21 protein-coding genes are annotated in these 25,462 nt (G+C 50.1%); 8 read left to right on the top strand and 13 right to left on the bottom strand.

Features of this window, described 5'->3' with window-relative positions; genetic code table 11:
- Nucleotides 1-144: 144 nt before the first annotated feature.
- On the bottom strand, nt 145-1,677 hold the full coding sequence (locus tag HQN79_RS09695) for a dynamin family protein (RefSeq protein ID WP_173285996.1): 1,533 nt from the start codon (nt 1,675-1,677) through the stop codon (nt 145-147).
- Between the two features lie 295 nt (nt 1,678-1,972).
- On the opposite strand from HQN79_RS09695, the gene HQN79_RS09690 reads away from it, so the two are divergent.
- On the top strand, nt 1,973-2,224 hold the full coding sequence (locus HQN79_RS09690; protein WP_238843351.1) for a ComEA family DNA-binding protein: 252 nt from the start codon (nt 1,973-1,975) through the stop codon (nt 2,222-2,224).
- Nucleotides 2,199-3,233: a DNA ligase gene (locus HQN79_RS09685; RefSeq protein WP_173285994.1), complete on the top strand. Its 1,035-nt coding sequence runs from the start codon at nt 2,199-2,201 to the stop codon at nt 3,231-3,233. The genes HQN79_RS09690 and HQN79_RS09685 overlap by 26 nt, the downstream gene beginning before the upstream one ends.
- Nucleotides 3,234-3,278: 45 nt before the next feature.
- Here the strand turns inward: HQN79_RS09685 and HQN79_RS09680 are convergent, their stop codons facing one another.
- A complete protein-coding gene (locus HQN79_RS09680; protein WP_173285992.1) occupies nt 3,279-4,460 on the bottom strand; it encodes a pyridoxal phosphate-dependent aminotransferase in 1,182 nt (393 codons plus the stop codon).
- 311 nt (nt 4,461-4,771) lie between these two features.
- Between HQN79_RS09680 and uvrB the strand changes: the two genes are divergently transcribed.
- From uvrB to HQN79_RS09665, 3 genes are all read left to right on the top strand, one after another.
- Entirely contained in the window at nt 4,772-6,811 is a 2,040-nt protein-coding gene (gene uvrB / locus HQN79_RS09675; RefSeq protein ID WP_173285990.1) for an excinuclease ABC subunit UvrB, read from the top strand.
- Between the two features lie 115 nt (nt 6,812-6,926).
- Nucleotides 6,927-7,772, top strand: a complete 846-nt coding sequence (locus tag HQN79_RS09670) for a L,D-transpeptidase Cds6 family protein (RefSeq protein WP_173285988.1) — start codon at nt 6,927-6,929, stop codon at nt 7,770-7,772.
- A complete protein-coding gene (locus HQN79_RS09665) occupies nt 7,756-8,829 on the top strand; it encodes a L,D-transpeptidase family protein (RefSeq protein WP_173285986.1) in 1,074 nt (357 codons plus the stop codon). The genes HQN79_RS09670 and HQN79_RS09665 overlap by 17 nt, the downstream gene beginning before the upstream one ends.
- Before the next feature lie 80 nt (nt 8,830-8,909).
- Here the strand turns inward: HQN79_RS09665 and HQN79_RS09660 are convergent, their stop codons facing one another.
- From HQN79_RS09660 to HQN79_RS09640, 5 genes are all read right to left on the bottom strand, one after another.
- On the bottom strand, nt 8,910-9,830 hold the full coding sequence (locus tag HQN79_RS09660) for a M14 family zinc carboxypeptidase (protein WP_173285984.1): 921 nt from the start codon (nt 9,828-9,830) through the stop codon (nt 8,910-8,912).
- Entirely contained in the window at nt 9,827-10,978 is a 1,152-nt protein-coding gene (locus tag HQN79_RS09655; RefSeq protein WP_173285982.1) for a PilT/PilU family type 4a pilus ATPase, read from the bottom strand. The genes HQN79_RS09660 and HQN79_RS09655 overlap by 4 nt, the downstream gene beginning before the upstream one ends.
- A gap of 45 nt (nt 10,979-11,023) precedes the next feature.
- On the bottom strand, nt 11,024-12,061 hold the full coding sequence (locus HQN79_RS09650) for a type IV pilus twitching motility protein PilT (RefSeq protein ID WP_173285980.1): 1,038 nt from the start codon (nt 12,059-12,061) through the stop codon (nt 11,024-11,026).
- A 129-nt stretch (nt 12,062-12,190) separates the two neighbouring features.
- Nucleotides 12,191-12,667: a DNA polymerase III subunit chi gene (locus HQN79_RS09645; protein WP_173285978.1), complete on the bottom strand. Its 477-nt coding sequence runs from the start codon at nt 12,665-12,667 to the stop codon at nt 12,191-12,193.
- A 6-nt stretch (nt 12,668-12,673) separates the two neighbouring features.
- On the bottom strand, nt 12,674-14,155 hold the full coding sequence (locus tag HQN79_RS09640; protein ID WP_173285976.1) for a leucyl aminopeptidase: 1,482 nt from the start codon (nt 14,153-14,155) through the stop codon (nt 12,674-12,676).
- 222 nt (nt 14,156-14,377) lie between these two features.
- Between HQN79_RS09640 and lptF the strand changes: the two genes are divergently transcribed.
- Both lptF and lptG read left to right on the top strand, forming a co-directional pair.
- Complete coding sequence (gene lptF / locus HQN79_RS09635; protein WP_173285974.1) at nt 14,378-15,529, top strand: LPS export ABC transporter permease LptF; 1,152 nt, start codon at nt 14,378-14,380, stop codon at nt 15,527-15,529.
- Nucleotides 15,526-16,662, top strand: coding sequence for an LPS export ABC transporter permease LptG (gene lptG, locus HQN79_RS09630; RefSeq protein WP_173285972.1), 1,137 nt, complete (start codon nt 15,526-15,528; stop codon nt 16,660-16,662). The genes lptF and lptG overlap by 4 nt, the downstream gene beginning before the upstream one ends.
- Nucleotides 16,663-16,743: 81 nt before the next feature.
- Here the strand turns inward: lptG and HQN79_RS09625 are convergent, their stop codons facing one another.
- The 6 genes from HQN79_RS09625 to umuD form a co-directional block, all read right to left on the bottom strand.
- Nucleotides 16,744-18,102, bottom strand: a complete 1,359-nt coding sequence (locus HQN79_RS09625; RefSeq protein ID WP_173285970.1) for a phosphohexomutase domain-containing protein — start codon at nt 18,100-18,102, stop codon at nt 16,744-16,746.
- 71 nt (nt 18,103-18,173) lie between these two features.
- The gene (locus HQN79_RS09620; protein WP_173285969.1) at nt 18,174-19,418 is read right to left on the bottom strand and encodes a nucleotide sugar dehydrogenase; all 1,245 of its coding nucleotides are present in this window, start codon (nt 19,416-19,418) and stop codon (nt 18,174-18,176) included.
- Nucleotides 19,415-20,986, bottom strand: a complete 1,572-nt coding sequence (gene pgi, locus HQN79_RS09615; protein WP_173285967.1) for a glucose-6-phosphate isomerase — start codon at nt 20,984-20,986, stop codon at nt 19,415-19,417. Before pgi ends, HQN79_RS09620 begins: the two co-directional genes overlap by 4 nt.
- Nucleotides 20,983-21,852, bottom strand: coding sequence for a UTP--glucose-1-phosphate uridylyltransferase GalU (gene galU / locus HQN79_RS09610; RefSeq protein WP_173285965.1), 870 nt, complete (start codon nt 21,850-21,852; stop codon nt 20,983-20,985). Before galU ends, pgi begins: the two co-directional genes overlap by 4 nt.
- Before the next feature lie 141 nt (nt 21,853-21,993).
- Complete coding sequence (locus tag HQN79_RS09605; protein ID WP_173285963.1) at nt 21,994-23,106, bottom strand: HD-GYP domain-containing protein; 1,113 nt, start codon at nt 23,104-23,106, stop codon at nt 21,994-21,996.
- A 151-nt stretch (nt 23,107-23,257) separates the two neighbouring features.
- Complete coding sequence (umuD, locus tag HQN79_RS09600) at nt 23,258-23,845, bottom strand: translesion error-prone DNA polymerase V autoproteolytic subunit (RefSeq protein ID WP_173285961.1); 588 nt, start codon at nt 23,843-23,845, stop codon at nt 23,258-23,260.
- Between the two features lie 214 nt (nt 23,846-24,059).
- On the opposite strand from umuD, the gene HQN79_RS09595 reads away from it, so the two are divergent.
- Complete coding sequence (locus HQN79_RS09595) at nt 24,060-25,427, top strand: Y-family DNA polymerase (RefSeq protein WP_173285959.1); 1,368 nt, start codon at nt 24,060-24,062, stop codon at nt 25,425-25,427.
- The last annotated feature ends 35 nt before the right edge of the window (nt 25,428-25,462 follow it).

The following is a 25,462-nucleotide window of genomic DNA, read 5'->3' as shown; positions in this document are numbered from 1 at the left end:
GCTTTTGTTTGACTCCTTAAATTGAGATGTTATGCCAGCGCGTAAGCGCTGGTTTTTCCGTTTGAGGGGTCGGATAATCTAGCTTGATAATTTCTGAATACAGGTTTCTGATCAATTTCTTCGTCCTGTTAGTTTAAGTTTCTCTTATTTTTCTTCTGTTCGTTCCGATTGACTTTCCGAGTCTGCGTTAAGTTCTGATTTCGTCATACCGTCGACCGCTTCGTGTCGCATCTCTTTATCCACGCCGGCTGATTTCGGTGAGTTGTTTTCTTGCCCAGAAGGGTTGGTAAACTGGTCGTTAAGTTTTTGTATCGCTTTTTTCGATGCCTGACCGATTTTGCCGAGCAATTTTTGTGTACCGCGATTCCAACCTCGAGGATTTTCATTAAACAGGCCGCGCCAAAAACGCGTGCTGTGGGCTAAAGCGTTTGCCAAGCGCGATTCATCCTGTTGGCGTAATGTTTTCTGTTGCCATTGCGATAATTTCAGACGGATGAACTGATGCAGGCTGAAGCCGGCCATTAAAATGGCGACGAAAAGCAGGCCGGCAAAAATCGATGACTCTCCAATCGCGGTGACGATTGACCATTCGGAAAACGGAGTGTCTAAAGCGCCGAAGCTTGAAAGAATAAAGATCAGGAGTACAAAAATTCCTGTAAATGCGCCAGCGTCTGCCAATAGCACGCGTTTGCGCCATTTAGCAAGTTCCTGCTGCAGGCGAGGAATTTGGGTTTGCGTGATTTCATGCGCGACATTTTCCAGGGCGCGGGCAATACGGTAACTGCGTTCTATGCTGACCTTATCCATGCGTTGTACGATCTTTTGAATATCCTTGTCGCGCCTGCGTTGAAAGCGCTCTTTAACCGCAGGGTCGGAAATGGCTTCGGCCGCTTCTTCGTTATAGATTGCAAAAAAGTTGCCGCCGATCAGGCCTTTGGAAGACAGGGCTCTCTGCCAGGAACCGATGATTTCTTCCAGGTTATCGTCCTTGGCTGCAGTGTCGATTTGGTTAAGGATGTACAGAACTTTGTCGGCGTCATGACGTGTTCTGGTTGAGGCAACCAAGTGTTCCAGCGTGTCACGCATGGCTCCTGGCTCTGGGTGGCGGGCATCGAAGAAGACTAAGACAAGGTCCGACAAGTCAATGATGTGGTTTGTCAGCCGCAGGGTCGCGTCTCTTTGTGAGTCGGCATCAAAGCCGGGGGAGTCGATTAGAATCTTTCCTCGTAGAGCGTCCGCTTTGGTAGTTTTCAACTGTAAGTAGCTGTCGATTCGGCTCCCTTCCCCAAATTCGACCTGATCGATTTGATCGCTCATGCCGTAAAACGGAAAACGTGGATCTGAGTCCAAGGCGAGTCCCGGTAAGGTGGTGATTTCGTCGCTGTTACCATGGCAGATCACGGTAAATTTATCATCGACCGCTTGGTTTCCGGTGGTTTGTAATTTTTTGCCGACATATTGGTTAATAAAGCTGGATTTACCCGCAGAAAAAGTTCCCAGTACTGAAATTAGCGGCCACCACGAAATATGTTCCGCATAGGACTCTGTCCGCGCTAAGAGGCCGGTTTTATATCCCACCTTATCAAGATTCTTGTAACTTTGAATGATTTCCAACAGAACCGGATTTTCCAGGCTGAGAAGCTGTTCCAGTTTCTGGTAACGCTCTTTAGGGGTCATTGTGAATCCTTTAAAGTTGTTGAAAATGCAGAGTTGTTCATTGACTCATTTATTTTATCGCTATCTTTTGGCTATTGCTGATCTTTACCTGAAAAAGCACGGTACTAAGCCGCCTTCTAAGTTTGTATTGATAATAAAGTTTCCTTTATCGTTAATAAAAATACACTTTAATAAGTATATTTGTTGCTTTGTATAAAAAATACTGTTTGTAAATCTGCAGGGTTTATGTGTATAAAATGCGTATGTATATAGTGTTGTATATGCATGTAGATAATTATTGTTTTAGGAGGGTCTAATGAGAATTTTTTTATTGTTGTCTATGTTGGTTTTCAGTCATTTTGTTTATGCCAGTCCGGTCAATGTGAATACCTCTTCCGGTGAAGAAGTTGCTCAGGCATTGAATGGTATTGGTAGCGTAAAAGCTCAGAGGATTGTTGAGTACTGCCAGAAAGTTCAATGCAAGCAGCCGGAGGACCTGCTGAGCGTTAAAGGAATTGGCGTTAAAACGCTGGAGAAAATTCGTGAAGATTTACGTTTCGAGGATTAATGCATTGAAACGCACGGCATTATCGACTGTAAGCCCGGCTCTGCTGGGCTTTTTTGTAACCTTTTCCGGCTGGGTGGCGAGTGGTCTCGCCAGCGCGGACATAGCGACCAGACCGGAATTATTTTTGCCGACGTCATTGTCTTTATCGGAAGCAGGCCGTTTGATAGAAGTTTCCGCAGACGGAGCGGACGAGTGGTTTTTAAGCCGTAAGTATGACGGCGTCCGGGCCTACTGGAATGGAGCAAGTTTAGTGACCCGGCAGGGAAACAAAATCTCTGCCCCGGCTTGGTTTACCGATGCATTGCCACCTTTTGCATTGGACGGGGAGCTGTGGAGCGCGACAGGTCAGTTTTCGTTTATTAGTGGATTGATTCGCTCTTCAGACGACAGCAGGCAGTGGGAGGAGGGTTGGCGAGCCGTGACCTACAGGGTTTTTGAGGTTCCAAATCAGGAGGGAGGTCTCATGGCAAGAATGTCTATACTTAAACATTATCTGCGTGCGCATCCGTCAGAATATCTGAAACCGATTGCGCAGCATCGAATTAATTCCTCAAAGCAGTTAACCTCTTATTTCCGGAAAATAGTGGGTGCAGGAGGTGAAGGGATTATTCTCCGTAACGGCGCTTTGGATTATCAAACGGGGCGATTAGAAAGTGTGCTTAAAATAAAACCTTACAGTGATGCAGAGTGCATTGTTGTCGGCTATAAGCCAGGTAAAGGGCGCTTGCAGGGGAAGGTCGGTTCTTTGTCGTGTGCCTTGCTGAATCATCAGAAGCCTCGTCTGTTTCCGGAATTACCGGTTTCCTCCCGGACGATTATTTACCTTGGTTCCGGGCTGAGCGATCGGGAGCGAGCGAAACCACCGGAAGTTGGCGCGATGGTCACGTTTAAATACAGTGGTTTGACTCGGCATGGTCTGCCGCGTTTTCCCGTTTTTATACGACAGAGGTTTTCCGCTCGGGAGGTACGTAGTTTGAGTCTGGAGAGTCAGCTGTACGAAGCAAAATAAAAAACCGCCATAAAGGCGGCTTTCATTTAAGGGGCGGATTAAGGGTTAAGCCTGCATATAGGCTTCGATACGATCCAATGCGGCGACCAGGTTTTCCATGCTGGTTGCAAAAGAGATTCGCAGGTGACCTTCACTGCCGAAGCCGGAGCCCGGGACCGCAGCAACCAGTTTTTCTTCCAGAATCGCGGTGGCGAAGTCGGCATCCGTTGCAAAGCCTTTCATTTTCATGGCTTCGGAGATGTCCATGAATGCGTAGAAAGCACCGTCGGCATGCAGGCATTTAAAGCCTGGAATCCGGTTAACGCGCTCGACGACATATTCATGGCGTTTCTTGAACTCCACCAGCATTGTCTGAATGCATTCCTGAGGTCCGTTCAGCGCTTCGACTGAGGCCGCTTGCGAAATCGAACAAGGGTTCGAAGTGCTTTGCGACTGAACTTTGCGCATTGCCGCAATGATGTCCACCGGGCCGCCGGCATATCCGATACGCCAGCCGGTCATGGAATAAGCTTTGGAAACACCGTTCATGACGACGGTACGTTCATACAGTTCCGGCGATACTTCCAGGATATTGGTAAATGTTTTATCGCTGAGCATGATGTGTTCGTACATATCATCCGATGCAATCAGAATTTGCGGATGCTTGGCCAATACGTCACCGATCGCTTTCAACTCGTCGGCACTGTAAACGGCGCCGGTCGGGTTGGACGGGCTGTTCAGAACCAGCAGTTTGGTTTTCGGTGTAATGGCCGCTTCAATCTGTTCGGCAGTGACTTTAAAGCCCTGTTCAATACCGGCGTGGATAATGATCGGTTCTCCGCCTGCCAGCAATGCCATATCTGGGTAGGAAACCCAGTAAGGCGCTGGAATAATTACTTCGTCTCCGTCATTCAGGACGGCTTGACACAGATTATAGAAACTTTGCTTTCCGCCGGAAGAGACCAGAATCTGATTGGCCGCATATTCCAGATTGTTATCGCGTTTGAATTTGGCCTGAATCGCCTCTTTCAATTCAGCTGTGCCGTCCACTGCGGTATAACGGGTTTCGCCGTTTTCAATGGCGGCAATCCCCGCGGCCTTAATGTGATCCGGCGTATCAAAGTCAGGCTCTCCTGCACCGAGACTGATAATGTCTTTGCCGGCTCGTTTCATTTCGCCGGCTTTAGCGGTAATAACAAGAGTAAGAGAAGGCTTTACTCGATTCACGCGATCGGATAGAAGGGCCATTGTATTGTTGTTCTCCACAAATTCTCGAGCTTGTATAATACGCACGCCGGAAGGATGAAAGAGGCGATCTCAAAAGTCCCTGATCGGCTCCGGAGTTTCCGGGGGATCAAATTAGAGGTGGTTGCAGTGCTCAAGTCTTTGTGAAAGACTCGGCTTTCCTCTTTAAACATGTGCGGGATAAAAACCCATAAAAATTCCTACAATGGGTTTTTCGAGATCCCCTGTCGGGAAGGGGCGTAAAATCATTGCTCTATTACAAAAATATTACTGGGCATTTTACTGGATTTAGGGGTAGTTAAAAAGGAATAATTGTGGCGAAAACTGCTAAGAAATTTGAATTAGTCTCATCCTACGCCCCGAACGGTGATCAGCCGACAGCGATTCAGCAGCTGGTTGAAGGCTTGCAGCATGGCGAAGCATACCAGACCTTGCTTGGGGTAACCGGCTCCGGTAAGACGTTTACTGTTGCCAATGTGGTTTCTCAAGTACAGCGTCCGACCATTATTCTGGCGCATAACAAAACGCTGGCCGCCCAGTTATATGGCGAAATGAAAAGCTTCTTTCCGAACAATGCGGTGGAGTATTTCGTTTCCTATTACGACTACTACCAGCCGGAAGCCTATGTCCCGGCGTCCGACACCTATATCGCCAAGGACTCTTCGGTCAATGAGCAGATAGAACAGTTGCGTTTGTCGGCAACCAAAGCGTTGATGGAACGTCAGGACGTTATTTTGATCGCGACGGTCTCGGCCATCTATGGTCTTGGTGACCCGGAAATGTATTTGAAGATGATTCTGCAGTTGCGTCTCGGCGATGAAATTTCTCAGCGAGATATTCTGCAGCGTCTGACCTCCATGCAATACACACGCAACGATATCGAATTGTGGCGTGGTACTTTCCGTGTACGCGGCGACGTGATTGATATCTTTCCGGCCGAAGCCGAAGAGTATGCGGTACGTATCGAACTGTTTGACGATGAAGTTGAGCAGATTGTCTGGTTCGACCCTTTGACCGGCGAAACGCTTAGTAAGCCAAGCCGCGTTACCATTTATCCGAAAACCCACTATGTCACGCCGCGCGAGCGCGTGCTGGAAATGATCGAGCAGGTTAAGGTGGAGCTTAAAGAGCGTTTGAGCCAGTTGCGCGAGATGGGCAAGCTGGTCGAAGCCCAGCGCCTTGAAGAGCGCACCAAACTGGATATCGAAATGATGATGGAGCTCGGATATTGTCAGGGGATCGAGAACTACTCGCGTTATCTTTCCGGAAGAGGGCCGGGCGAACCGCCGCCGACTCTGATGGACTATCTGCCCAAAAACGCCTTGATGGTCATTGACGAAAGTCACGTCACGATTCCCCAGATCGGCGGGATGTACAAAGGGGATCGGTCTCGTAAAGAGAATCTGGTGACTTATGGTTTCCGTCTCCCGTCGGCGATGGATAACCGCCCGCTGAAGTTCGAGGAGTTCGAGCGACTCATGCCGCAGACGATTTTTGTCTCAGCGACGCCGGGAACTTATGAAGGCGAGCACACTGATACGATTATCGAGCAGGTGGTGCGCCCGACCGGTTTGGTTGATCCGGAGCTGGAAGTTCGTCCAGCATTGACTCAGGTTGATGATCTGCTGGGTGAAATCAAAGTGCGCGCGGAGAAAGGACAGCGCATTCTGGTGACCGTTTTGACCAAGCGGATGGCGGAAAACCTGACCGAATATCTTGAGGATCACAATGTTCGGGTGCGTTATATGCATTCGGATATCGATACGGTCGAGCGGATTGAAATCATTCGCGATCTGCGTCTAGGGGAGTTCGATGTTCTGGTCGGAATTAACCTGCTTCGAGAGGGGTTGGATATCCCCGAAGTGGCGTTGGTGGCGATTCTGGATGCCGATAAGGAAGGTTTTCTGCGTTCCGAACGCTCCTTGATCCAGACGATCGGGCGTGCGGCGCGAAATGTCGATGGTAAGGCGATTCTGTATGCCGATAAGATTACCCGTTCGATGAAAGCGGCGATGGACGAGACCGAGCGGCGTCGTGCCAAACAGATCCGTTATAACGAAGAGCGTGGGATCACGCCGCAGCCGTTGAACAAAAAAGTCTCTGATATCCTTGAAGGATCGCCTTATGCCGCTAAAGCGAGCAGTCGAGGCAGTACGGCAAAAGTGGCGGAAAGCAGTTCGGATTATCATGCGCAAGAACAGATGACCCCAGCGCAGATTGCGAGCCATATCAAGAAGTTAGAGAAAAAAATGTATCAGGCGGCCAAAGATCTCGATTTCGAAACGGCTGCCGGTCTGCGCGATCAGATTAAAACTCTTAAATCGAGCATGGTCGGAGTCGGAGATTTAGGCTAGAATAGCCCGCTTGATGGAAATTTTTTACTTTGGGATAGAAATGGATAACGGTTTCTTGTCGGCATATAAAAAGTCTTGTCGAAAGTCATGTCAAAACATTCGGAAAACGTCTTTTGTGCTCGCGTTTGCAATCGCATCCGCCTTGCAGTTAAGCAGCGCTCATGCAGCCGGTCAGGAGTCTTTTCTTACGCCGAAACAGCAGGCACAAGCGTTTAAGGAAGGGTGGGTTGCCGCTCAACGTGATGACTTGAAAAAAGCCTATAAAATTTGGAACCAGCTTAGCCAGAACCCCACTAATGCACCGGAATTAAAGCGCGCATTGGAAAACAATCTGGCGGTGGTGCTGATGCGCCAGAAGAAATACGATCAGGCGCAAAAACGCCTTGATGCCGCCTTGCAGGCCGATCAACAGGTCGCCAAAACACTGGATAATTTAAATCAGATATACGCTTATCAGGCTCAAAAAGCTTATAACCGCGTTTTCGAAAAAAGCAAACTCAAAGAGCCGAAGGGCGATTGGCTAGTCATTGACCTTAACAGATTGGCGAAGACGGAAAATACCCGCCAGGATCAAAAGGATGCGCCTGAGAAGCGGTTCAGTGAGGCTGCATTTGAGGTGACCGGCCTGGTGGAAGGCTGGCGTCAGGCATGGGCCAGCCAGGATGTTGACCGTTATCTGAGTTTCTACGACGATCGCCAGTTCATGCCCAAAAACGGTATGAATTACGAAGCTTGGGAGCGTAGCCGTCACCGCAGTCTGCGCAATCCGGAATTCATTAAAGTGTATCTGGATGATGTTCAAGCAGTTGAAATCACAAGTGAATTAGTCCGAGTGGATTTCAGACAACGCTACAAGTCTGACCGCTTTCAGGATACAATCCATAAAGTGCTGTTATGGAAAAAAGATCGCGGCGACTGGAAGATCATTCAAGAGGAAGTAGTTTATGCTAAGAAAAACTAAACTTGTTTTCGCTTTGTCTCTGGCGGCGACCGTTCAGGTGGCGCAGGCTGACGAAGTTTTACAGGTTGAGCAGAAACTACTGTCCGGGTTGCAATCCATGCAGTCCCTGTCATTTGAACAGGCATTGAATACTTTTGACCAGCTCAGTGAAGAGCATCCCACTTATAAGTTGGTACAGTTGGTCAAAGCGGATTTGCTGGCTTTGAAAGCGGGGCAGCCGAGTATGATCGATGCCTATCGCAAAGCGCACAAAGATGAAATCAGCAAGCTTGAGGATGAAGCCAAGGTACGTTGGGAATTTGCCCAAGGCGCACTGCAGCAGAACTCCGGTTTTGACCATTATGTACTTAAGGCCGGGCCGCAAAAGAATGTTGTGATCGTTAACCTCAAAGAGAGCCGCCTTTATCTGTTCGGACGCAATGCAAAAAAGCAGATCGAGCAATTAGCGGACTACTATGTCACCATCGGTGCGAAAGGTGCCGGTAAACAGCGTGAAGGTGATCAGCGTACTCCAATTGGTGTATACCATGTAGTTGATATGATATCGGATGACAAGTTGCCGGATTTGTACGGTGTCGGCGCTTTGCCGCTGAATTATCCGAATAAGTGGGATCAGTCTCAGGGGAAAACCGGCTCAGGTATCTGGTTACACGGCGTTCCGCGTAATACCTATACTCGTGCACCGCGTTCAAGTCGGGGCTGTGTAGTACTGAATAACAGCGCCATGCAGAAGCTGTTATCCGAATACAAGCTGCCGCTGAGTACGCCGATTCTGATCGTCGACGAGGAAAGCGAGAACCTGAATTTCAGCCTGGATTCAAAGTATCTGGTTAAAGAGGTTCGAGCGTGGTTGGGCGACAATCAACCGGAAGTCGACTGGTCGCAGGTCAGCGTTTATCTCTATCCGAACGAAAAAGATCTGTTCTATGTGACTTATCCTGCCAAGGAGAAGGATAAGATGGTGCACCAGTTCTGGCGCAGAGATATGGAAGGGGACTGGAAAGTGGTGCTTCAAGACACCGAAAACAACGAAATAAAATATGTCTTCCGTCGTTAGCCGGGATACATCATTCAGTAATAAAAAAGGCCGTTATCGCAACGGCCTTTTTTATTGGTTGCAAGAGAGCCAGCCGTAATTTAGAAATCCTTTTCCTGATGCTCAATTTTTTCGTTGGACCACTGTTCGATATCTTGCCACATCTGTACGATATCTTCTTCTTTCGGCATGCTGCCGGCCGAGCGCAATTCAAGCGTTAGAACCGGAATCTTTAAAAACTCACCGGCATAGCGCCCCAGTGACCCCGGATAGGTCCCAAGTTCGCGGTGGGTGAGGATACCGATCTTTGTTGGTGTCGCGTGTTCCGGGCCATCGTAGTCCAAAAGACCGTATGGCGCGTGAATCGAGATGATTGCATCCGGTTGGAAGCGTTTGATGGTATCGACCAGCCAGCGCGTTTCCACTTCGGAAGCCGCGGTTGGGCCGGGATAACGGCGTTTATTTTTACGATAGTACTGCTTCCAGAAGTTTAGAGCGGCATCATCCCAATCAGGTGTCGGGAAGTTGCGGTTCAGGTCTACGCCACGGGCGTTGACGCGGGTGGCCGGATCGCTGCGGAAAAGTCCGTCCGGGTTGGCGATCGGCAAGAAAAGCCAGTGGTGTTGCGTTGATTCCCGGTTGTTGAGCATCGCCTGCATCCACAGGTAGGTGATACTGATTGCCGAATATTCATCGCCATGAATGCCGCTGATAAAAAGGATTTTCCCTTTAGGAAGCGCAGGGGTTCCTTTGTTCGGGTCGCTGTTTAGTGGTACGAACTCTTTATAGGTCAGCAGGCGTTTTTCAAAACTGCGTTGATCGGCGACCTGAAGATCTAATTCCTTGCAGCCCTGGTACTGGATCGTGCGTAGCTTTTCGGACCATTCTTTACAGTAGCCGTCGATTGACGTCTGAGTCCCGCTTAAGGCATGGGCGGAAGTTGTTGCCAGCCCCAGACAGAGGCCGGCCATTCCGAGTAGAAGCGATTGGTTAATTATTTTTTTTGTTTTTGAAAAGATCATTCCGTACTGGTTTCTCTTAAGGTAAAGCCCTGTTCTTCGGAGGTATCTCCCATGGCCATTGGTGGCGGGCGCTTACTGTTAAGTTTGATGTTCAGGCGCAGATCGTTCATGGCATCGGCGTTTCTCAGCGCTTCTTCGTAGCTGATCTGTCCTGTCTCGTAAAGTTCGAACAGATGCTGGTCAAAGGTCTGCATTCCCTGAGCCGTCGACTTGGCCATAATCTCTTTAATTTCACTGACACTTCCCTGAAGAATCAGTTCGGCGATGCGCGGCGAGTTAATCAGAACTTCTACTGCCGCAATCATTCCCCCGCCGATCTTGGGGATAAGTCGCTGCGAGATGATAGCACGTAAGTTCAAAGAAAGATCGAGTAAAAGATGGTTTTTATGGGTAACCGGGAAGAAGTTGATAATCCGGTCCAATGCCTGGTTGGTATTGTTGGCGTGCAGTGTCGATAAACACAAGTGTCCGGTTTCGGCGAAAGCGATCGCATGTTCCATGGTTTCTCTGGCGCGAATCTCCCCGATCAGAATGACGTCCGGTGCCTGACGCAGGGTGTTTTTCAGGGCGTTTTCATAGGAGTCTGTATCGACCCCGACCTCGCGCTGCGTCACGATGCAGCCTGCATGACGGTGGATAAATTCGATCGGATCTTCAATAGTGATGATATGCCCCTGGGTTTCATGGTTGCGCACCCCGATCATACTGGCCAGAGTGGTTGATTTACCGGAACCGGTTCCCCCTACGATCAGAATCAATCCGCGTTTTTTCAAAACCAGTTCTCTAAGAACCGGCGGCAGGTTTAGAGAGTGAAAGTCGGGAATTTCCGTATGGACCGAACGGATGACCATTCCCGGAGTACCGCGTTGCACAAAGACATTGACACGGTAACGGGCACGCCCCGAAATACGGTAGGCGAAGTTGGCTTCCGAGGTGGTCTGGAATGTTGTCAGCTGATCGTGATTCATGATCTCGTAACAGAGTTCGCGAGCCATATCCTGAGTGACGATGTCTTTGGTCAGATTAACCAATCCACCGTCCTTTTTCATGACGATCGGTCGACCGGCGGTTACAAATACGTCGGAACCGTTCTGTTCGGTAAAGTGAACCAGAAGTTTTTGAAAATCGGTCAGTTCCTGTTCGCTCATAGTAAAAATTCCTTGTCTCTGGTGCTCCTCGTCTGATGACGGGGATCAGCTGAAGTTTTGTTTGTTGACCGCTTTGGAGCGGGCCGTTTCACGGGTGACGATGCCGCTTTCCATCAGACGTTTCAAATCCTGATCCAGTGTCTGCATGCCCAGTTGGTTGGAGGTCTGGATGACCGAGTACATCTGCGGAATTTTCGCTTCACGGATCAGGTTTCGGATGGCGCTGGTGGCGAGCATGATTTCGTGAGCCGCGACACGGCCACCGGAGGTATTCTTAAGCAGGGTTTGCGAGATAACGGCTCGTAGAGATTCCGAGAGCATCGAGCGTACCATTTCTTTTTCAGCAGCCGGGAATACGTCGATAATACGGTCAATGGTTTTCGCTGCCGAACTGGTGTGCAGGGTTCCGAATACCAAGTGCCCGGTTTCCGCGGCGGTCAACGCAAGACGAATGGTTTCCAGGTCACGCATTTCCCCGACCAGAATGACATCCGGGTCTTCACGCAGGGCGGAACGCAGTGAGTTACTGAAACTCTTGGTGTCACGATGCACCTCACGCTGGTTGATCAAACTCATAATTGGCTGGTGAACGAATTCGATCGGATCTTCGATCGTCAGGATATGCGAAGCAAAATTTTTATTGACGAAATCGATCATCGCCGCCAGCGTAGTCGATTTACCGGAACCGGTCGGCCCGGTTACCAGTACGATGCCGCGCGGGAAACTGGAGATATCTTTGAAAATCGGCGGCGCTTTGAGTTCTTCCAGGGTCAGGATGTCGCTCGGGATGGTACGGAAGGCGGCACCGATACCGCGGTTCTGCATAAAGACGTTGACACGGAAACGCGCCAGTTTGGGGATTGCAAATGAGAAATCGGCTTCCAGTTCCGCTTCGAAATGCCGTCTTTGGGCATCGGTCATAATGTCATAGATCAGGATCTGTAGCTGCTCGGCTTCGAAATCGGGCGCATCGATACGGGTAATGTCGCCATTGATTCGCAGAATCGGCGGTTGACCCGATGAGAGGTGAAGGTCGGAAGCGCCTTGCTCGACGCTGAAAGTCAACAGGCTGGTAATATCCATAAACATACCCCGGGGCGATTGGTAAAAGATGCAATCAATTATAGTTAATGGGGGTTTTAAAGCCTAGTTTAAGAGTGAACTATTGCTTTTTGAGATGTGCTAAATCATGTTTTGTATAGTAAAAGGCGCTCAGTCGAAGCCAATCTTGTGCACGGTCGGTGTCAACTGTCTCTGCTGGTAGTCTTTCCAGCGCACTCTGCCTTTCTGAACCAGAAATTCCGATTGGTCAACGATTTCGATAGTTCGCTGGTAATCCGAGTAATCTTCGCAGAAATCCGGGTGCAGGTTGATCAGTACGTCGGCGCATTTTTTCGACAGACGTTCGCCGAAAAGCTGAATCGGTGCTGCCATTTCATGCATCACCGAGTGCGGAATAAAGCTGGTCGCTTTCCAGTTCCATAATGTCAGTTCAAAGCGACGCGCATCCTGCTCGGAAGCAAAACGCACGTCGCATCGACGTCCCTGCTGATAAATCTTATTCAGCAGCTGGCACAGAAACCGGTCGCGACTCTGTTGGTCGGTGCTGTTCAAAACATAAAACAGCACGTCCCGGGCAGCCGTGTTTTCGGTGTTTTCCTGTGGGGTATTTTGCTGATCTTCGGTCATCGTTGATCAGCTTTTTGCCTGCTGGTTCAGGAACTCGACCATTGCTGGAACCGGACGGCCGCTGGCCCCTTTATCCTTGCCGCTGACCCAGGCAGTTCCGGCGATATCCAGATGCGCCCAAGGCACTTCTTTGGTGAAACGAGCCAAGAACTGTGCGGCGGTGATGGTGCCGCCAGCACGTCCGCCGATATTCGCCATATCGGCAAAATTCGATTTAAGCTGCTCGTCCCACTCTTCGCCAAGCGGCAGCTGCCATAAACGGTCATAAGTCTCGTCACCGGCGGCACGGATCTGATCGACCAGCGTCTGGTCGTTACCGAGGATGCCGGAAACGTGGTTGCCCAGAGCGATAATGCAGGCACCGGTCAAAGTCGCCATGTCGATTACTTTGCACGGTTTGTAAGTCTGCTGCGCGTAGGTCAGCGCATCGCACAGGATCAGACGGCCTTCGGCATCGGTATTGAGGATTTCGATGGTCTGTCCGGAAAGCGAAGTGACGACATCGCCCGGTTTTGCAGCTTTTCCGCCCGGCATGTTTTCGGTTGAAGGAATGACCGCGACGACATTGATTTTCGGCTTCAACTCGCCAAGCGCCTTAAAGACGCCCAGAACGGTGGCGGCACCGCCCATGTCGTACTTCATTTCGTCCATGGATTCGCCCGGTTTAAGCGAAATACCGCCAGTGTCGAAAGTGACACCTTTACCCACTAGGGCGATCGGTGCTTCATCACCGCCGCCGTTGTATTCGATACAGATCATCTTCGGCGGAGTCGCGCTGCCTTGAGCGACGGCCATAAATGACCCCATGCCCATTTCCTGCATCTGTTCTCTTTCCAGTATGTGAGCCTTGAAACCATAGGTATTGGCCAGCTCTTGCGCGGTTTGCGCCAGGTAGGAAGGTGTACAGTAGTTTGGCGGCATATTCGCCAAATCCTGAGTTAATTCCATGCCGAGTGCTGTTGCCTGCGCTAGAGAAAGGGATTTCTGATCCGCGTTAACAGTGAAGCTCATGGCATTCAGTTTCGGAGTGTCGTTACTGAAAGTTCCGCGGCTCGGATGCGTGTACTGGTAGAAGCTTTTCTGAAAAATCAGGGCGTTCTGGCGTGCAGACCAATCGCTGTTGCGTCCTTTGGGAGCGACTTCGGCCAAGCCGTTGAGAAGTTGGTTGCTGCCGCTGGCAAGTACCTGTTTGGCAGCGTTTTGTAGTGCGCCAAGATAAGCCTTGTCGCTCAGCTTGTCAGTGTCTCCCAATCCAACCAGGAAAAGTCTTTGTACATCCACACCGTTTGGCATGCTCAACATCAGGCAACTGCCGGTTTTTCCGGTGAAATCACCGCTCTGGTGAAGTTGGCTGATCAGGTTCTGAATCTGGATCTTATCTGTCAAATCGTTGCTGATCAGGTTGCCGTCGGCATTGACCGCGACGATCAGGCTGTCAAAATGATCCAGAGTTGAGCTGGCGGTTGCGGAAAATTGAATTTTTTGCATAGTCTTGATTCTTTCATCCTTTAAGTTATGGCAAGCCCGGAGCTTGTCAGGAGAAGGGCTGTGGATATTTTGGGTTATTGAATCATAAATGACGCGGAATATCAGCTTTGAAATCGATTTCTGCAGGTTCAGCCAATCGTTTCGCCAGTATGCGGCTATAATAGTGGCAGTTTGCGATAATCTTAATAATCACTTAACTCATCATCTTAATGGAACGGCACTTTGCGCATTATCGATAAGATGCTCCTTAAGGAGCTTTTATGGTCTTTTTCGGCTGTACTGATTGTCCTGTTGCTGATCACTTTTGGTGCCGAAGCGACTAAGCTTCTGGCCATTGCAATGGAAGGCAAACTGCCGGTGGCGGTTGTCGGTCAGGTTCTGTTGTTGAAACTGCCGACCGTACTGGAGTTGATACTGCCTCTCGCGACCATGATCGGGGTCATGCTGACATTCGGCCGTCTCTATCAGGATCAGGAAATGGTGGTTCTGAATTCCTGTGGCGTTGCACCGAGTTATTTTCGCCGTTTGCTGTTATGGTTTCTGCTGCCATTGACTCTGCTCGGTGTTTCGATCACACACTATTTTTCGCCCTATGCGTTATCGCAGGAAAGGGTGTTGCTGGATAAGCAGGAAGTGGTCTCTCCGGTTGCGGCCCTAGTTCCCGGGAAATTTAATTCGCTTCCCGGAAACAAAGGGGTCTTTTATGCCAAGGCGATCACCGCCGATGGCTCTTTGGAAGATGTCTGGGTTAAGTTCCTCGATAAGCAGAACGATCTGATTCTAATGGCGCCCAAGGGGCAGTTCATTACCCATAACGATCAGGTTGTCCTGAGGCTGCAACAGGGCTGGCGTTATCAGAACCTGAACCTGGCTCTTGGCGTTGAGCCGACTCAGGAACGGGCTGAACAAGCCTTTGAAGTACAGTATTTCGAGTCTTTTGAAGGTGTTTTGCCCGAACTTACCGGAAGTCGCCGCGATCCGGAAAAAGAAGAGCTGTCTACTTTGACCCTGTTTGATTCCGAAGATCCTAAAGAGCAGGCCATTCTGCAATGGCGCATTGCCGCTCCCTTGGGGATTCTGGTTTTGGGAATGCTCGGTCTTCAGCTTTCCAGAACCGGCCCTCGTCAGGGACGTTTTTCGAAAGTATTTATCGCTATCGTATTCTTCATTCTGTTTAATCAGCTATTGATCGCCGGGCGAAATGCGATTGAAGACGGCTACTGGCCGGCAACGATCGGGCTTTGGCCGGTTCCGCTGCTGTTTTTGTTTTTCTCATTAGGTGTTTTCGGTTGGTTGAAACATCGCATTACTGCCGTTTTTTCAAGATCTACCGCTACGGGGAATAAGCGCTCCGTTCAAGAGGGGGAGCGATGAATCTTACGGAACGTTATTTAGGAAAAACGGTCATCTCTTTCAGCCTTTTGGTTTTGATGGTGCTGGTTGCGCTGCTGAGTTTCTTTGAGGCGTTGTACCAGTTCGGCAAAGTAAACGAGAGTTTTACCTTTGCGAAGGCAACGCTGTTTGTGGTGTTGAAAGTTCCCGGTTATTTTTCCGAGTTGTTTCCGGTCGCGCTGTTGATCGGGACTTTAATGGGTTTGGGATCTTTAGCCAATCACGGCGAACTGACGGTTTTGCGAGTGACTGGCTGGTCAATCCGACGTATTTTGTTTGCCGTCGCCAAAAGCGCGTTTCTGCTGTGGTTAGTGATTGCATTGATCGGCGAATATGTCGCGCCACAGAGTGAGTCCTATGCGCAGAAAATGCGTATAGAGGCGTTGAATAAGAGTCTTTCTTTAGGAAATTCGCAGGGTTTCTGGGTCAAAGATGGCGAGCGCTATATTCATATAGGGCGGGTTGTGTCCGCCGAAGAGTTGCGTCAGGTCACCCTATATCACCTCAAAGACGGGCGTTTGCAGAAAGTACAATCAAGCCCGAAAGTGGTTTATGACGAACGTCGCGGCTGGAAAATGCAGCAGGGCCAGGCCATGGGGTTGTTGTTCACCGATCTGCCTGACGATCTGAGTCGAGTGCTTCTGGAGGATAATGCTCAATTACAGCCGGAGCGTCTGCGCCAGTTACGTTTGAAATTCCAGAAACTTGATCAGACTCCTCTGGGGTTGCCCTTTGCACCGGATGATCTCGCCAAGCTGGATATGGATAGCCGTTATTTGAGTCTTGTCGATCTCTATGCCTATATTCAATTCCTGCAGCAGAATGAGCTGGATGCAGGGCCTTATCTGCTGGATTTCTGGCGTAAGCTGGCAATGCCGTTGGTCGCTTTCGCGATGCTGGCGATCGTTTTTCCGTTAATTTTCGGGTCTCAGCGTCAGATCAGTACAGGGCAGAGGGTGTTTGTCGGAATCGTCGTCGGTCTGGGCTTTCAGCTGGTCAATATGCTGATCGGTAATCTGGCTCTGGTCTACCAGCTTCCGATCGCGCTGGGCGCTTTTTTGCCAGCGCTTATTCTATTGGCCATCGCATTGCTTTGGATGCGTCGGCTGCCGTAGCCTCTTAAATCCAATGAAGGGATCGCTGTATCCGTATCAACAGGCGGAGGCTATCGGCTTGGCCATTCGGCTATTCCGGCATTATGCAAATTGATCTATTATCGCCTCGACTTCTTTGACTTTTTGCGCCACCAGTTGCGGGTCGCCACGGCTTTCTACATTCAAGCGCAATAACGGTTCGGTATTGGAGGTGCGGATATTCAGCCGCCATTGGGCGAACGCCAGGCCAACGCCGTCAGTCAGATCAATTTCGGGATTCTGATCGGCGTAATGCTCTCTGACTGCTGCGATGATCTTGTCGCTGTGCTCAACCTTATAATTCAATTCACCGCTGCACGGATAGGCCGCCGCACGTTCACGGATCAGTTGGTTCAGTGATTTCCCACTTCGACTCATCAGCTGCATAATCAGCAGCCACGGAATCATGCCGCTGTCACAGAAGAAAAAGTCTTTGAAATAGTGGTGTGCCGACATCTCTCCGCCGTACAGGGCGTCGATTTTGCGCATATGCTCTTTGATAAAAGCGTGTCCGGTTTTCGACTGCACCGGAACCCCTCCGGCCTGGGTGACCTGTTCTATCGTGTTCCAGGTCAGACGAGGGTCGTAGACGATTTTGGCGCCGGGGTGGTTTTTGAGCAGGGTTTCCGCGAGCAGACCGATCAGGTAATAGCCCTCGATAAAGCCGCCGTTTTCATCGAACAGAAAGCAGCGGTCAAAATCGCCATCCCAGGCAACGGCAAAGTCCGCGTGGTGTTCGATCACTGCATCTGCCGTGACTTTGCGGTTTTCCGGGATCATTGGGTTGGGGACGCCGTTCGGAAAATTACCGTCCGCTTCGTGGTTGATGCGGATGAATTCGCAGGGCAGGTGTTCGGCGAGCAGATCGAATGTCGGTCCGGCAGCGCCATTGCCGGCATTGACCACGACTTTGAACGGTTTGATGCTATCAAGGTCGATATAGCTCAGCAATTGCTGAATATAGGCGCTTTTATCGTGTTTCGGGTGGATCTGTGCGCTTTGTTCGACGGTTGGCACGAAGTCTTTTTCCAGCACTCGTCTTTTCAACTCCAGCAGGCCGGTGTCTTTACTGATCGGTTTGGAGCCAGCCGTAACCAGTTTCATACCGTTATTGCCTTTCGGATTATGACTGGCGGTAATCATGATACCGCCATCGGCCTGATAGTGGCTGGTCGCGAAGTAAACCTCCTCGGTTCCGCACAGACCCAGATGCCAGACTTCGACGCCGCTTTCAGTCAATCCGCGGCACAGGGCGGCACTAAGATCGGGGCTCTCCAGACGGATGTCGTGACCGACCACCACGTTTTTCGGGGTGAATTCGCTGGCATAGGCGCGCCCGATCCGGTAAGCCAGATCGTTATTCAAATCTAAAGGAACTTCTCCGCGAATATCGTAGGCTTTAAAGCAGCTTAGGTTTTGCATGGGGTTTTCCGTGATCAAATAAAAAAGCCCAAAATGATTTTGGGCTTTGCAGTAAATTTTGAGTGAGAGAGTTAACGCCCGACCCCGAAGTAGGTAAAGCCGTTTTCCTGTAGCCAGATTTTGTCGTACAGGTTACGACCGTCAAGAATGACTGGCGCGGCCATTTTTTCCCTGATGGTCGTAAAGTTCGGGCTCCAGAAGCTTTTCCATTCGGTTAGAACACAGAGTGCATCGGCTTGGTCGAGACATTCATACATCGTGGCATGGGTATGAATTCGCGAGCGTTGTTCACTGTTTAGGTTGGCCTGCATCCAGTTCTGGAAAATATCGTCCAGTTTGGGGTCGAATATGTGCAACTCGCATCCTTGATGCAGAAGGGCTTCAATCATGACCAGACTCGGTGCACCGTCGATTGAGTTGGTGTTGGGCTTATAGCTGACCCCCCAAATCGCGATTTTCTTCTTATCAAGGTCACACTGATAGTGCGTCCAGAGTTTGCGGAACAAGAGTTCTTTCTGCTGCTGGTTGATATTGTAGACCGATTTCAGCAGGTTCTCTTTGGAACCGGACTCGTCAATCAGTGTCTGTACGCGTTCCAGGTCTCGTTCGAGATAGGCGCCACCGAATCCTACCCCGGAATACAGATAGGAGAAACCGATACGGTGATCAGAGCCCAGCCCTTGGCGAACTTCTTCAATGTCGGCGTTCATCTGTTCGGCTACCAGTGCCAGTTCGTTCATTAGGCTGATTCGTGTCGCGATAAGGACGTTGGTCGCGTATTTGGTCAAAATGGCCGATTCTGGCGTCATCTGGATAAAGGTGTCGCGGAAACGGTTGAACGGCGCCAGTAAGCGACGGAATTTTGCGACCGCATCACCGTTGGTTGCACCGATAATGGTTCGATCCGGGCGTTGAAAGCCCTCGATGGCCGCACCTTCCGGAGCAAAGTCCGGATTGATGATAATCGGCATTTGCGCCGCTTCGATAATGTCGCGAACGATATGAATACTGAAATTGGAGCGGATGATCAGACAGCTGTTATCGTGTTTCTCTTCGGCCAGTTTTGCCGTTATTTTCAGAGCCTGCGAGCAATCGCCATCGCCATAGGCGAAGATATGAAAATCGGCATTTACCTGATGGCTTTCTGAGACCTGCAAGGTCTCAAGCTCCATTTGTTGTTTGAGCAGTTTCTTCAGACCCGGTTCGGCCAGTTCGTTTGGGATTTGACCGATCAGGGTGACGTTATTTCCGGTCTCGGCCAGACAGGCGGCGGTAACCAGTGCGCTGATGGTTGAGCCAAATACGTTAATAATCATGTTTTATGTTCCCAGATTTGCTGCAGAATACCCTGTGTTGACTGATCCAGTTCGGATGCATCTCGTTGATCTATCGATTCGAGGATACTCAGGGCAATTTTCTTACCGAGTTCAACCCCCCATTGATCGAAAGGATTGATATTCCAGATGACCGATTCGGTAAAGACTTTATGTTCGTAGATCGCGACCAGCATTCCCAGATGGTAGGCATCGACGCGTGTGAGCAGCAAGGTATTGGAAACCTGGTCTCCAGGGTAGTGTTTGTGCGGGTCGTCACTTTGTTGTCCGACCATCATGGCGCGGCTTTGCGCAAGACAGTTGGCGATATTCAGGTTCTGGTGGAAAGTAGAGCGTTCGTCGCTTCCCTGTCCTTCCTTGAACAGAATAAAGTCGGACATAACACGCTCTGTGCCTTGATGCAGCAGCTGATAGAAGGCGTGCTGAGCGTTCGGCCCGACTTCACCCCACAGGATCGGACAGGTACGGTAATCGACAAAGGTGCCGTCGCGTTGCGTGTGTTTACCGTTACTTTCCATTACCAGCTGTTCAAGGTAGCCGGCGAAGTGCTTCAAACGCGAGTCGTAAGGTAGAATCGCCTGTCCGGCGAGGTTAAGGAAGTTGGTGTTCCACACGCCGATCAGGCCAAGTAAGGCTGGAATGTTTTCTTTGAAGGGGGCGTTGCGGAAATGCTCATCCACCGCGTGGGCGCCTTCAAGCATTGCTTTAAAACCTTCCATGCCGTGCTGAATCGCGATAGTCAGGCCGATACTAGACCACATTGAAAAGCGTCCGCCGACCCAGTCCCAGAAGGCCAGTTGCATTTGCGGCAGGATTCCCCATTCGCTCATCTTGGCTGGGTTGGCTGAAACACCGATAAAATGACGCATAATCGCGTTTTGCGACTGGCAGTTACTTTGACAGTTGGCTTTCATCCATGACTTTGCCGTTTCCGCTAAGGACAGGGTATCAATGGTGGTGAAAGATTTCGACGCGACAATAAACAGGGTGGTTTCAGGATTTAGCTTGGCCAGCAGAGATTGCAACTGACGGCCGTCCAAGGTCGAAACGAAGTGGATGTCCGGGCTTTGCGGAAGCTTTTGCATTTCCAGAGCGTGGGTAATCATCAGTGGTCCGAGGTCGCTGCCGCCGACACCGATATTCACGACATCGGTAATCGCCTTGCCCGAATAACCGCGCATCTGTTGGAGGTGGAGTTCCTCAACGATAAACGCCATCTTATCCCACTGCTCGGCAACTTCCGGAACCGGGTTGCTGACATTGCGCAGTGCGGTATGCCAGGCTTTGCGGCCTTCGGTGTGGTTCAGTTCGTCACCCTCGATGAGGCGCTCGATCCACTGTTTCAAATCGGCTTCTTCCGCCATGGAAACCAGGCCGTCAAGCACCTCTTGAGTGATTTTCTGCTTGGAAAAATCCAGCATGATGCCCGGCATCTGAACATGAAATTGTGCAAAGCGTTGCGCATTATCGTCAAACAGACTGTTGAGGTGTGTCTGTTTGAGTTGTTCAGCCAGGGCGCTTAAGGGTTGATAAGCTTTTAGCTGCTTCATTTAATCTCCGTTTCCAGCCATTCCTTGAACTCTTTACCAAGTTCCGGATGTTGCATGGCAAATTCGACAGTTGCTTTCAAGTAGCCTAATTTATCGCCGCAATCATAGCTTTTGCTGGCGCTTTGGTAAGCTTGAGCTCCGCGCTCCTTCATCAGGGTCGCGATCGCATCGGTCAGTTGAACTTCGCCGCCGGCACCTTTCGGGGTTGTGTGCAGAATGCCGAGAATTCGATTGTCGAGCACATAGCGTCCGGTAATTGCCAGATTGGATGGCGCTTCTTCATTTTTCGGTTTTTCGACCATGCCGACCATATTGGCAGACTGTCCTGGGTCCACATCAACGCCTTGGCAGTCGACCACGCCGTATTTATGCACATCTTCGTGCGCCACAGGTTCGACCATAATCTGGCTCTTGCGGCTGGTCTGGAAGGCTTGCACCATCTTGGCCAGATCGCAGGATTTCGAATTTAAAATGACGTCCGGCAGAATGACCGCGAAATCGTCATCGCCGATAATCGGTTCTGCACACAGAATGGCGTGCCCTAGTCCAAGTGGTGCCGGTTGGCGGATGGAGATGATATTGGCGTCGCTCGGTAGAATATTGTCAACGACGTTGATCAGCGAGTGTTTCCCTTTGTTTTCAAGGGTCGTCATTAATTCAAAATTATGATCGAAGTGGTTTTCGATAGCGTTTTTTGAAGAGTGGGTGACGAGAATGATATCGGTAAATCCGGCGCAAATCGCCTCGCAGACAACATATTGAATCAGAGGCTGGTCAACCAGCGTAATCATCTCTTTGGGAATGGCTTTGGTAGCAGGTAAGAATCGGGTGCCGAGTCCGGCAACGGGGATCACAACTTTTTTCATCTATTCGCTCTTGTTTTCAGTTTTTGTATTTCGAATAAGGCATATTTTCATTCTAACCAATAATTATTGAATTTCTATGAACTCGTTTAAAAAAAAACGACAGGTGAGTTTTTGCAGTTTATTCGCATAGAGTATTAAAGATTATTGTTGTTTTTTGTCAGGGTGGCGGTTGGCAATTTCGAGCAATTGCGTTTTGATCTGCGTCAGAGTCTCCAGTAAGACCGGTTGAAAATGCATGCCGGATTCGGCCAGCATGATCTCCAGCGCCTGCTCCTGAGAAAAGGCTTTTTTATAGGGCCGTTCGCTGGTTAGTGCATCATAGACATCGGAAATTGCCATGATCCGTGCCGAAAGGGGAATGTTTTCTCCGGCCAGGCCATGCGGGTAACCGGAACCGTCCCACTTTTCGTGATGGTAGTAAGCGATTTCCTGAGCCACCTCCAGAAATTGACCGCCGTTCCCCATGGACTCGGCGGCACGTTGCAGAATACGGAAGCCTTTTTCGGCATGGGTTTTCATGACGGAAAATTCTTCGGAGGTCAGTTTTCCCGGTTTAAGCAGAATATTATCCGGAATAGCGATTTTGCCAATATCGTGCAAGGGGGCGGATTTGGTCATCAGTTCGATCCGCTCGTCGCTCAAACGAGAAGTAAATTCGGGATTTTTGGCCAGCTCTCTGGCCAATGCCTGAACATAATATTGTGTTCGACGGATGTGATTGCCGGTAGCTTCATCGCGAAATTCGGCCATTGAGGTCATGACAAAGATACTGCTGTCCTGGAGGCGATTGATCTCGTCAAGGCGTTGTGTGACTTCTTCCTCCAGAGTTTCCGCGCGCTGGCGGATTTTTTCCTGGGCGTATCTGAGTTTGAGTTGCGTATCGATTCGGGCTTGCAGGACGCCGGGGTTGATGGGTTTGGAAATGAAGTCGTTGCCGCCGATTTTGAGTCCGTGTTCTTCATCGGTGGGTTGGTTTTTGGCGGTAATAAAGAGAATTGGAATGTCTTCGGTTTGCGGATCCCTACGCAGTCTGGTGCAGGTTTCGAAACCATCCATTACCGGCATCATTACATCCAGCAGGATCAGGTCGGGTTTGTGTTGGGCGATGACCTCCAGCGCTTTTTGGCCGTTGGTCGCGATTCGGGTTGCGAAGCGATGGCTTAAGAGGTCAACAAGAAGTTTCAGATTAAGAGGTTCGTCATCGACACAGAGAATCATTGGCCGATTGTCAGTAGTCGCTTCTTTTCTATCCATAAAACTTACCGCCGAGAAAAATCTGGATTAAATAATGTCTGATACGAACTGGATACCCATTGCTTTATCCTATTCGCTTACCAAAAATAAGTAAATGTCGTAGGGTAAGTTTTATTAATAACCGTGTTTTTCAGATGGCGGTACGTTTAAATTAAAACTGATGAATGCAGGAGGTCACAACGCCCCAGATCACCATGTCATTCTCTTCGCTGACTTTGATTTCCGGATAATCGGGATTTTCCGGCAGTAGAAAGGTGCCGTCCTGGCGGATGGCCAGGCGTTTGACCGTTAATTCGCCGTCCAACGCGGCGATAACAATTTTTCCGCTCTGCGGAGACTGGCTGCGATCGACCACCAGAATATCGCCGTCAAAGATTCCGGCGTCGCGCATCGAATCCCCCTGAACTTTCAACAGAAACGAACTGTGGCGGTTCGGTGCCAGCTTTTCATTTAAATCCAGGCGTGCTTCGACAAAGTCGTCGGCAGGAGAGGGGAAACCGGCGATCACCTTATGGCTGTACAGAGGCAGCAACTGCTCGGCTTCCTCTACCATGCCGCTGAGCGCATCCAGCTGCTGCAGACTGGCGTCGCTGAGGTTTTGTTTATAGTTGTCGAGCCACTGTTTGACAGTATCGACCTGAGACTCCGGAATGCGTACAACCTTAGTCGCCTCGCCAAAAGCGCCGCTGCCTTTTTTGCGTCCCGCGCCGCTTCGTTTCCCGCCATGTCCTATTGTCATAAATCAATTTCCATTTGAGTAAGAGTAACGTTTACCGTTCGACTTTCCGCAAAACTGCTCCATATTGTATCGGTTTCAGCCGAGGTAAATGGAGGCTTGTCGTCTTTGATATTTAAGCGTTTGAAATAGCTTAATAAAATCTGCTTGTTTATGTTGTTCTCTTTGCCGTAGAATGCAATTTTTGGATATTGTAACATAAATCAAAAGAGGTTGTATGGGGCGAATCTTTGCGCTGATTGACGGGAATGCTTTTTATGCGTCCTGTCAGATGGCTTTCGAGCCCGCTCTGCAAGGGCGGCCGGTGGTGGTTCTATCCAATAACGACGGCTGTATCGTTGCCGCCAATGCCGAAGCCAAAAGCCTCAACAGCGAGCTGCTTGCCAGAGTAAAAAGCCTCGGTGACGGAGGTTATTACGCAGCCCGACCGGATAACATGATGTTTCAGCCTTATTTCAAAGTGAAATGGCTGCTGGATAAGCATCGGGCCAAAGTTTTCAGTTCAAATTACGAGCTCTATGCCGATATGTCCAATCGTATGCACCAACTCTTGGGACGCTTTGCTCCGCGGCAGGAAGTATATTCGATTGATGAGTCTTTTCTGGAATTTACCGCGGTACACCCGGCGCTTTACCCTCAGGGCTTGGCCGCCTACGGGGAGCAGATCCGGGCTGCGGTCAGACGAGATCTGGGGTTGCCGGTGGCGGTCGGATTTGGGTCGACGAAAACGCTGGCCAAGTTGGCCAATCATCTGGCAAAAAAACTGCCGCAGTATCAAGGTGTCTGCGATTTGACCGAATTGCAGCACGGGGCCTTGTCGCAGCTCTTGAAACAGGTTGACGTCGGGCAGGTTTGGGGCGTCGGTAGAAGCCTAAATCAGGCTTTGCGCCGGGATGGCATTATTACGGTGGAAGATTTGCGACAGGCTGACAGGTCGCGCCTGAGAGCCAGGTACGGTGTGGTGCTGGAACGGACTGCGGCGGAATTGAACGGTATTTCCTGTTTGCAGCTGGAACAGGTAGGAGGCAAAAAGCAGATTGTCGTATCGCGTTCTTTTTCACAGAAGGTGAGCGACTTCGAACGTCTTGTCGAGGCCTTGATTGTCTACAGTTCAAGAGCGGCGGAGAAACTGCGTCGGCAGAACAGTGTTTGCCAGATTGTGACGGTTTTTATTCGCACCGATCCTTATGCACCGGAAACTTATTATGCGCCGAGTTATGCGACCAGCCTGATTTATCCGTCGGATAACAGCGTGCTGTTTGCCAAAATTGTCAGACGCGCTTTGAAACAGATCTGGCGGCCGGGGTTCCGTTTTCACAAAGCCGGAGTGGTTTTGTCCGAGCTGCAGCCCAAGACGCAGTTGCAACTGGATCTTTTTGCCGCGCAACCGAAATTTTCCGCCAACCCCCGTCAGGATAAGCTGATGACGGTAATGGATCAGTTAAATCGCAAGCATGGGCGTGGCAGTCTGTTTTTGGCCTCAAGCGGATCAAGTCGTCCGCAAGGTTGGCAGATGGCGCGTAATTTACTGTCGCCGCGCTATACCACGCGCTGGGAGGATCTTCCGATTGCTAAGGCTAAGTGATTGTTATATTTTGTTTTATGTGCGAAATATGACGG

The sequence above is a fragment of the Thiomicrorhabdus xiamenensis genome (assembly GCF_013282625.1).
Taxonomy (GTDB): Bacteria; Pseudomonadota; Gammaproteobacteria; order Thiomicrospirales; family Thiomicrospiraceae; genus Thiomicrorhabdus; species Thiomicrorhabdus xiamenensis.
The sequence above is the reverse complement of the archived record's forward strand: the minus strand, read 5'-3'. Positions and strand labels throughout refer to the sequence as shown.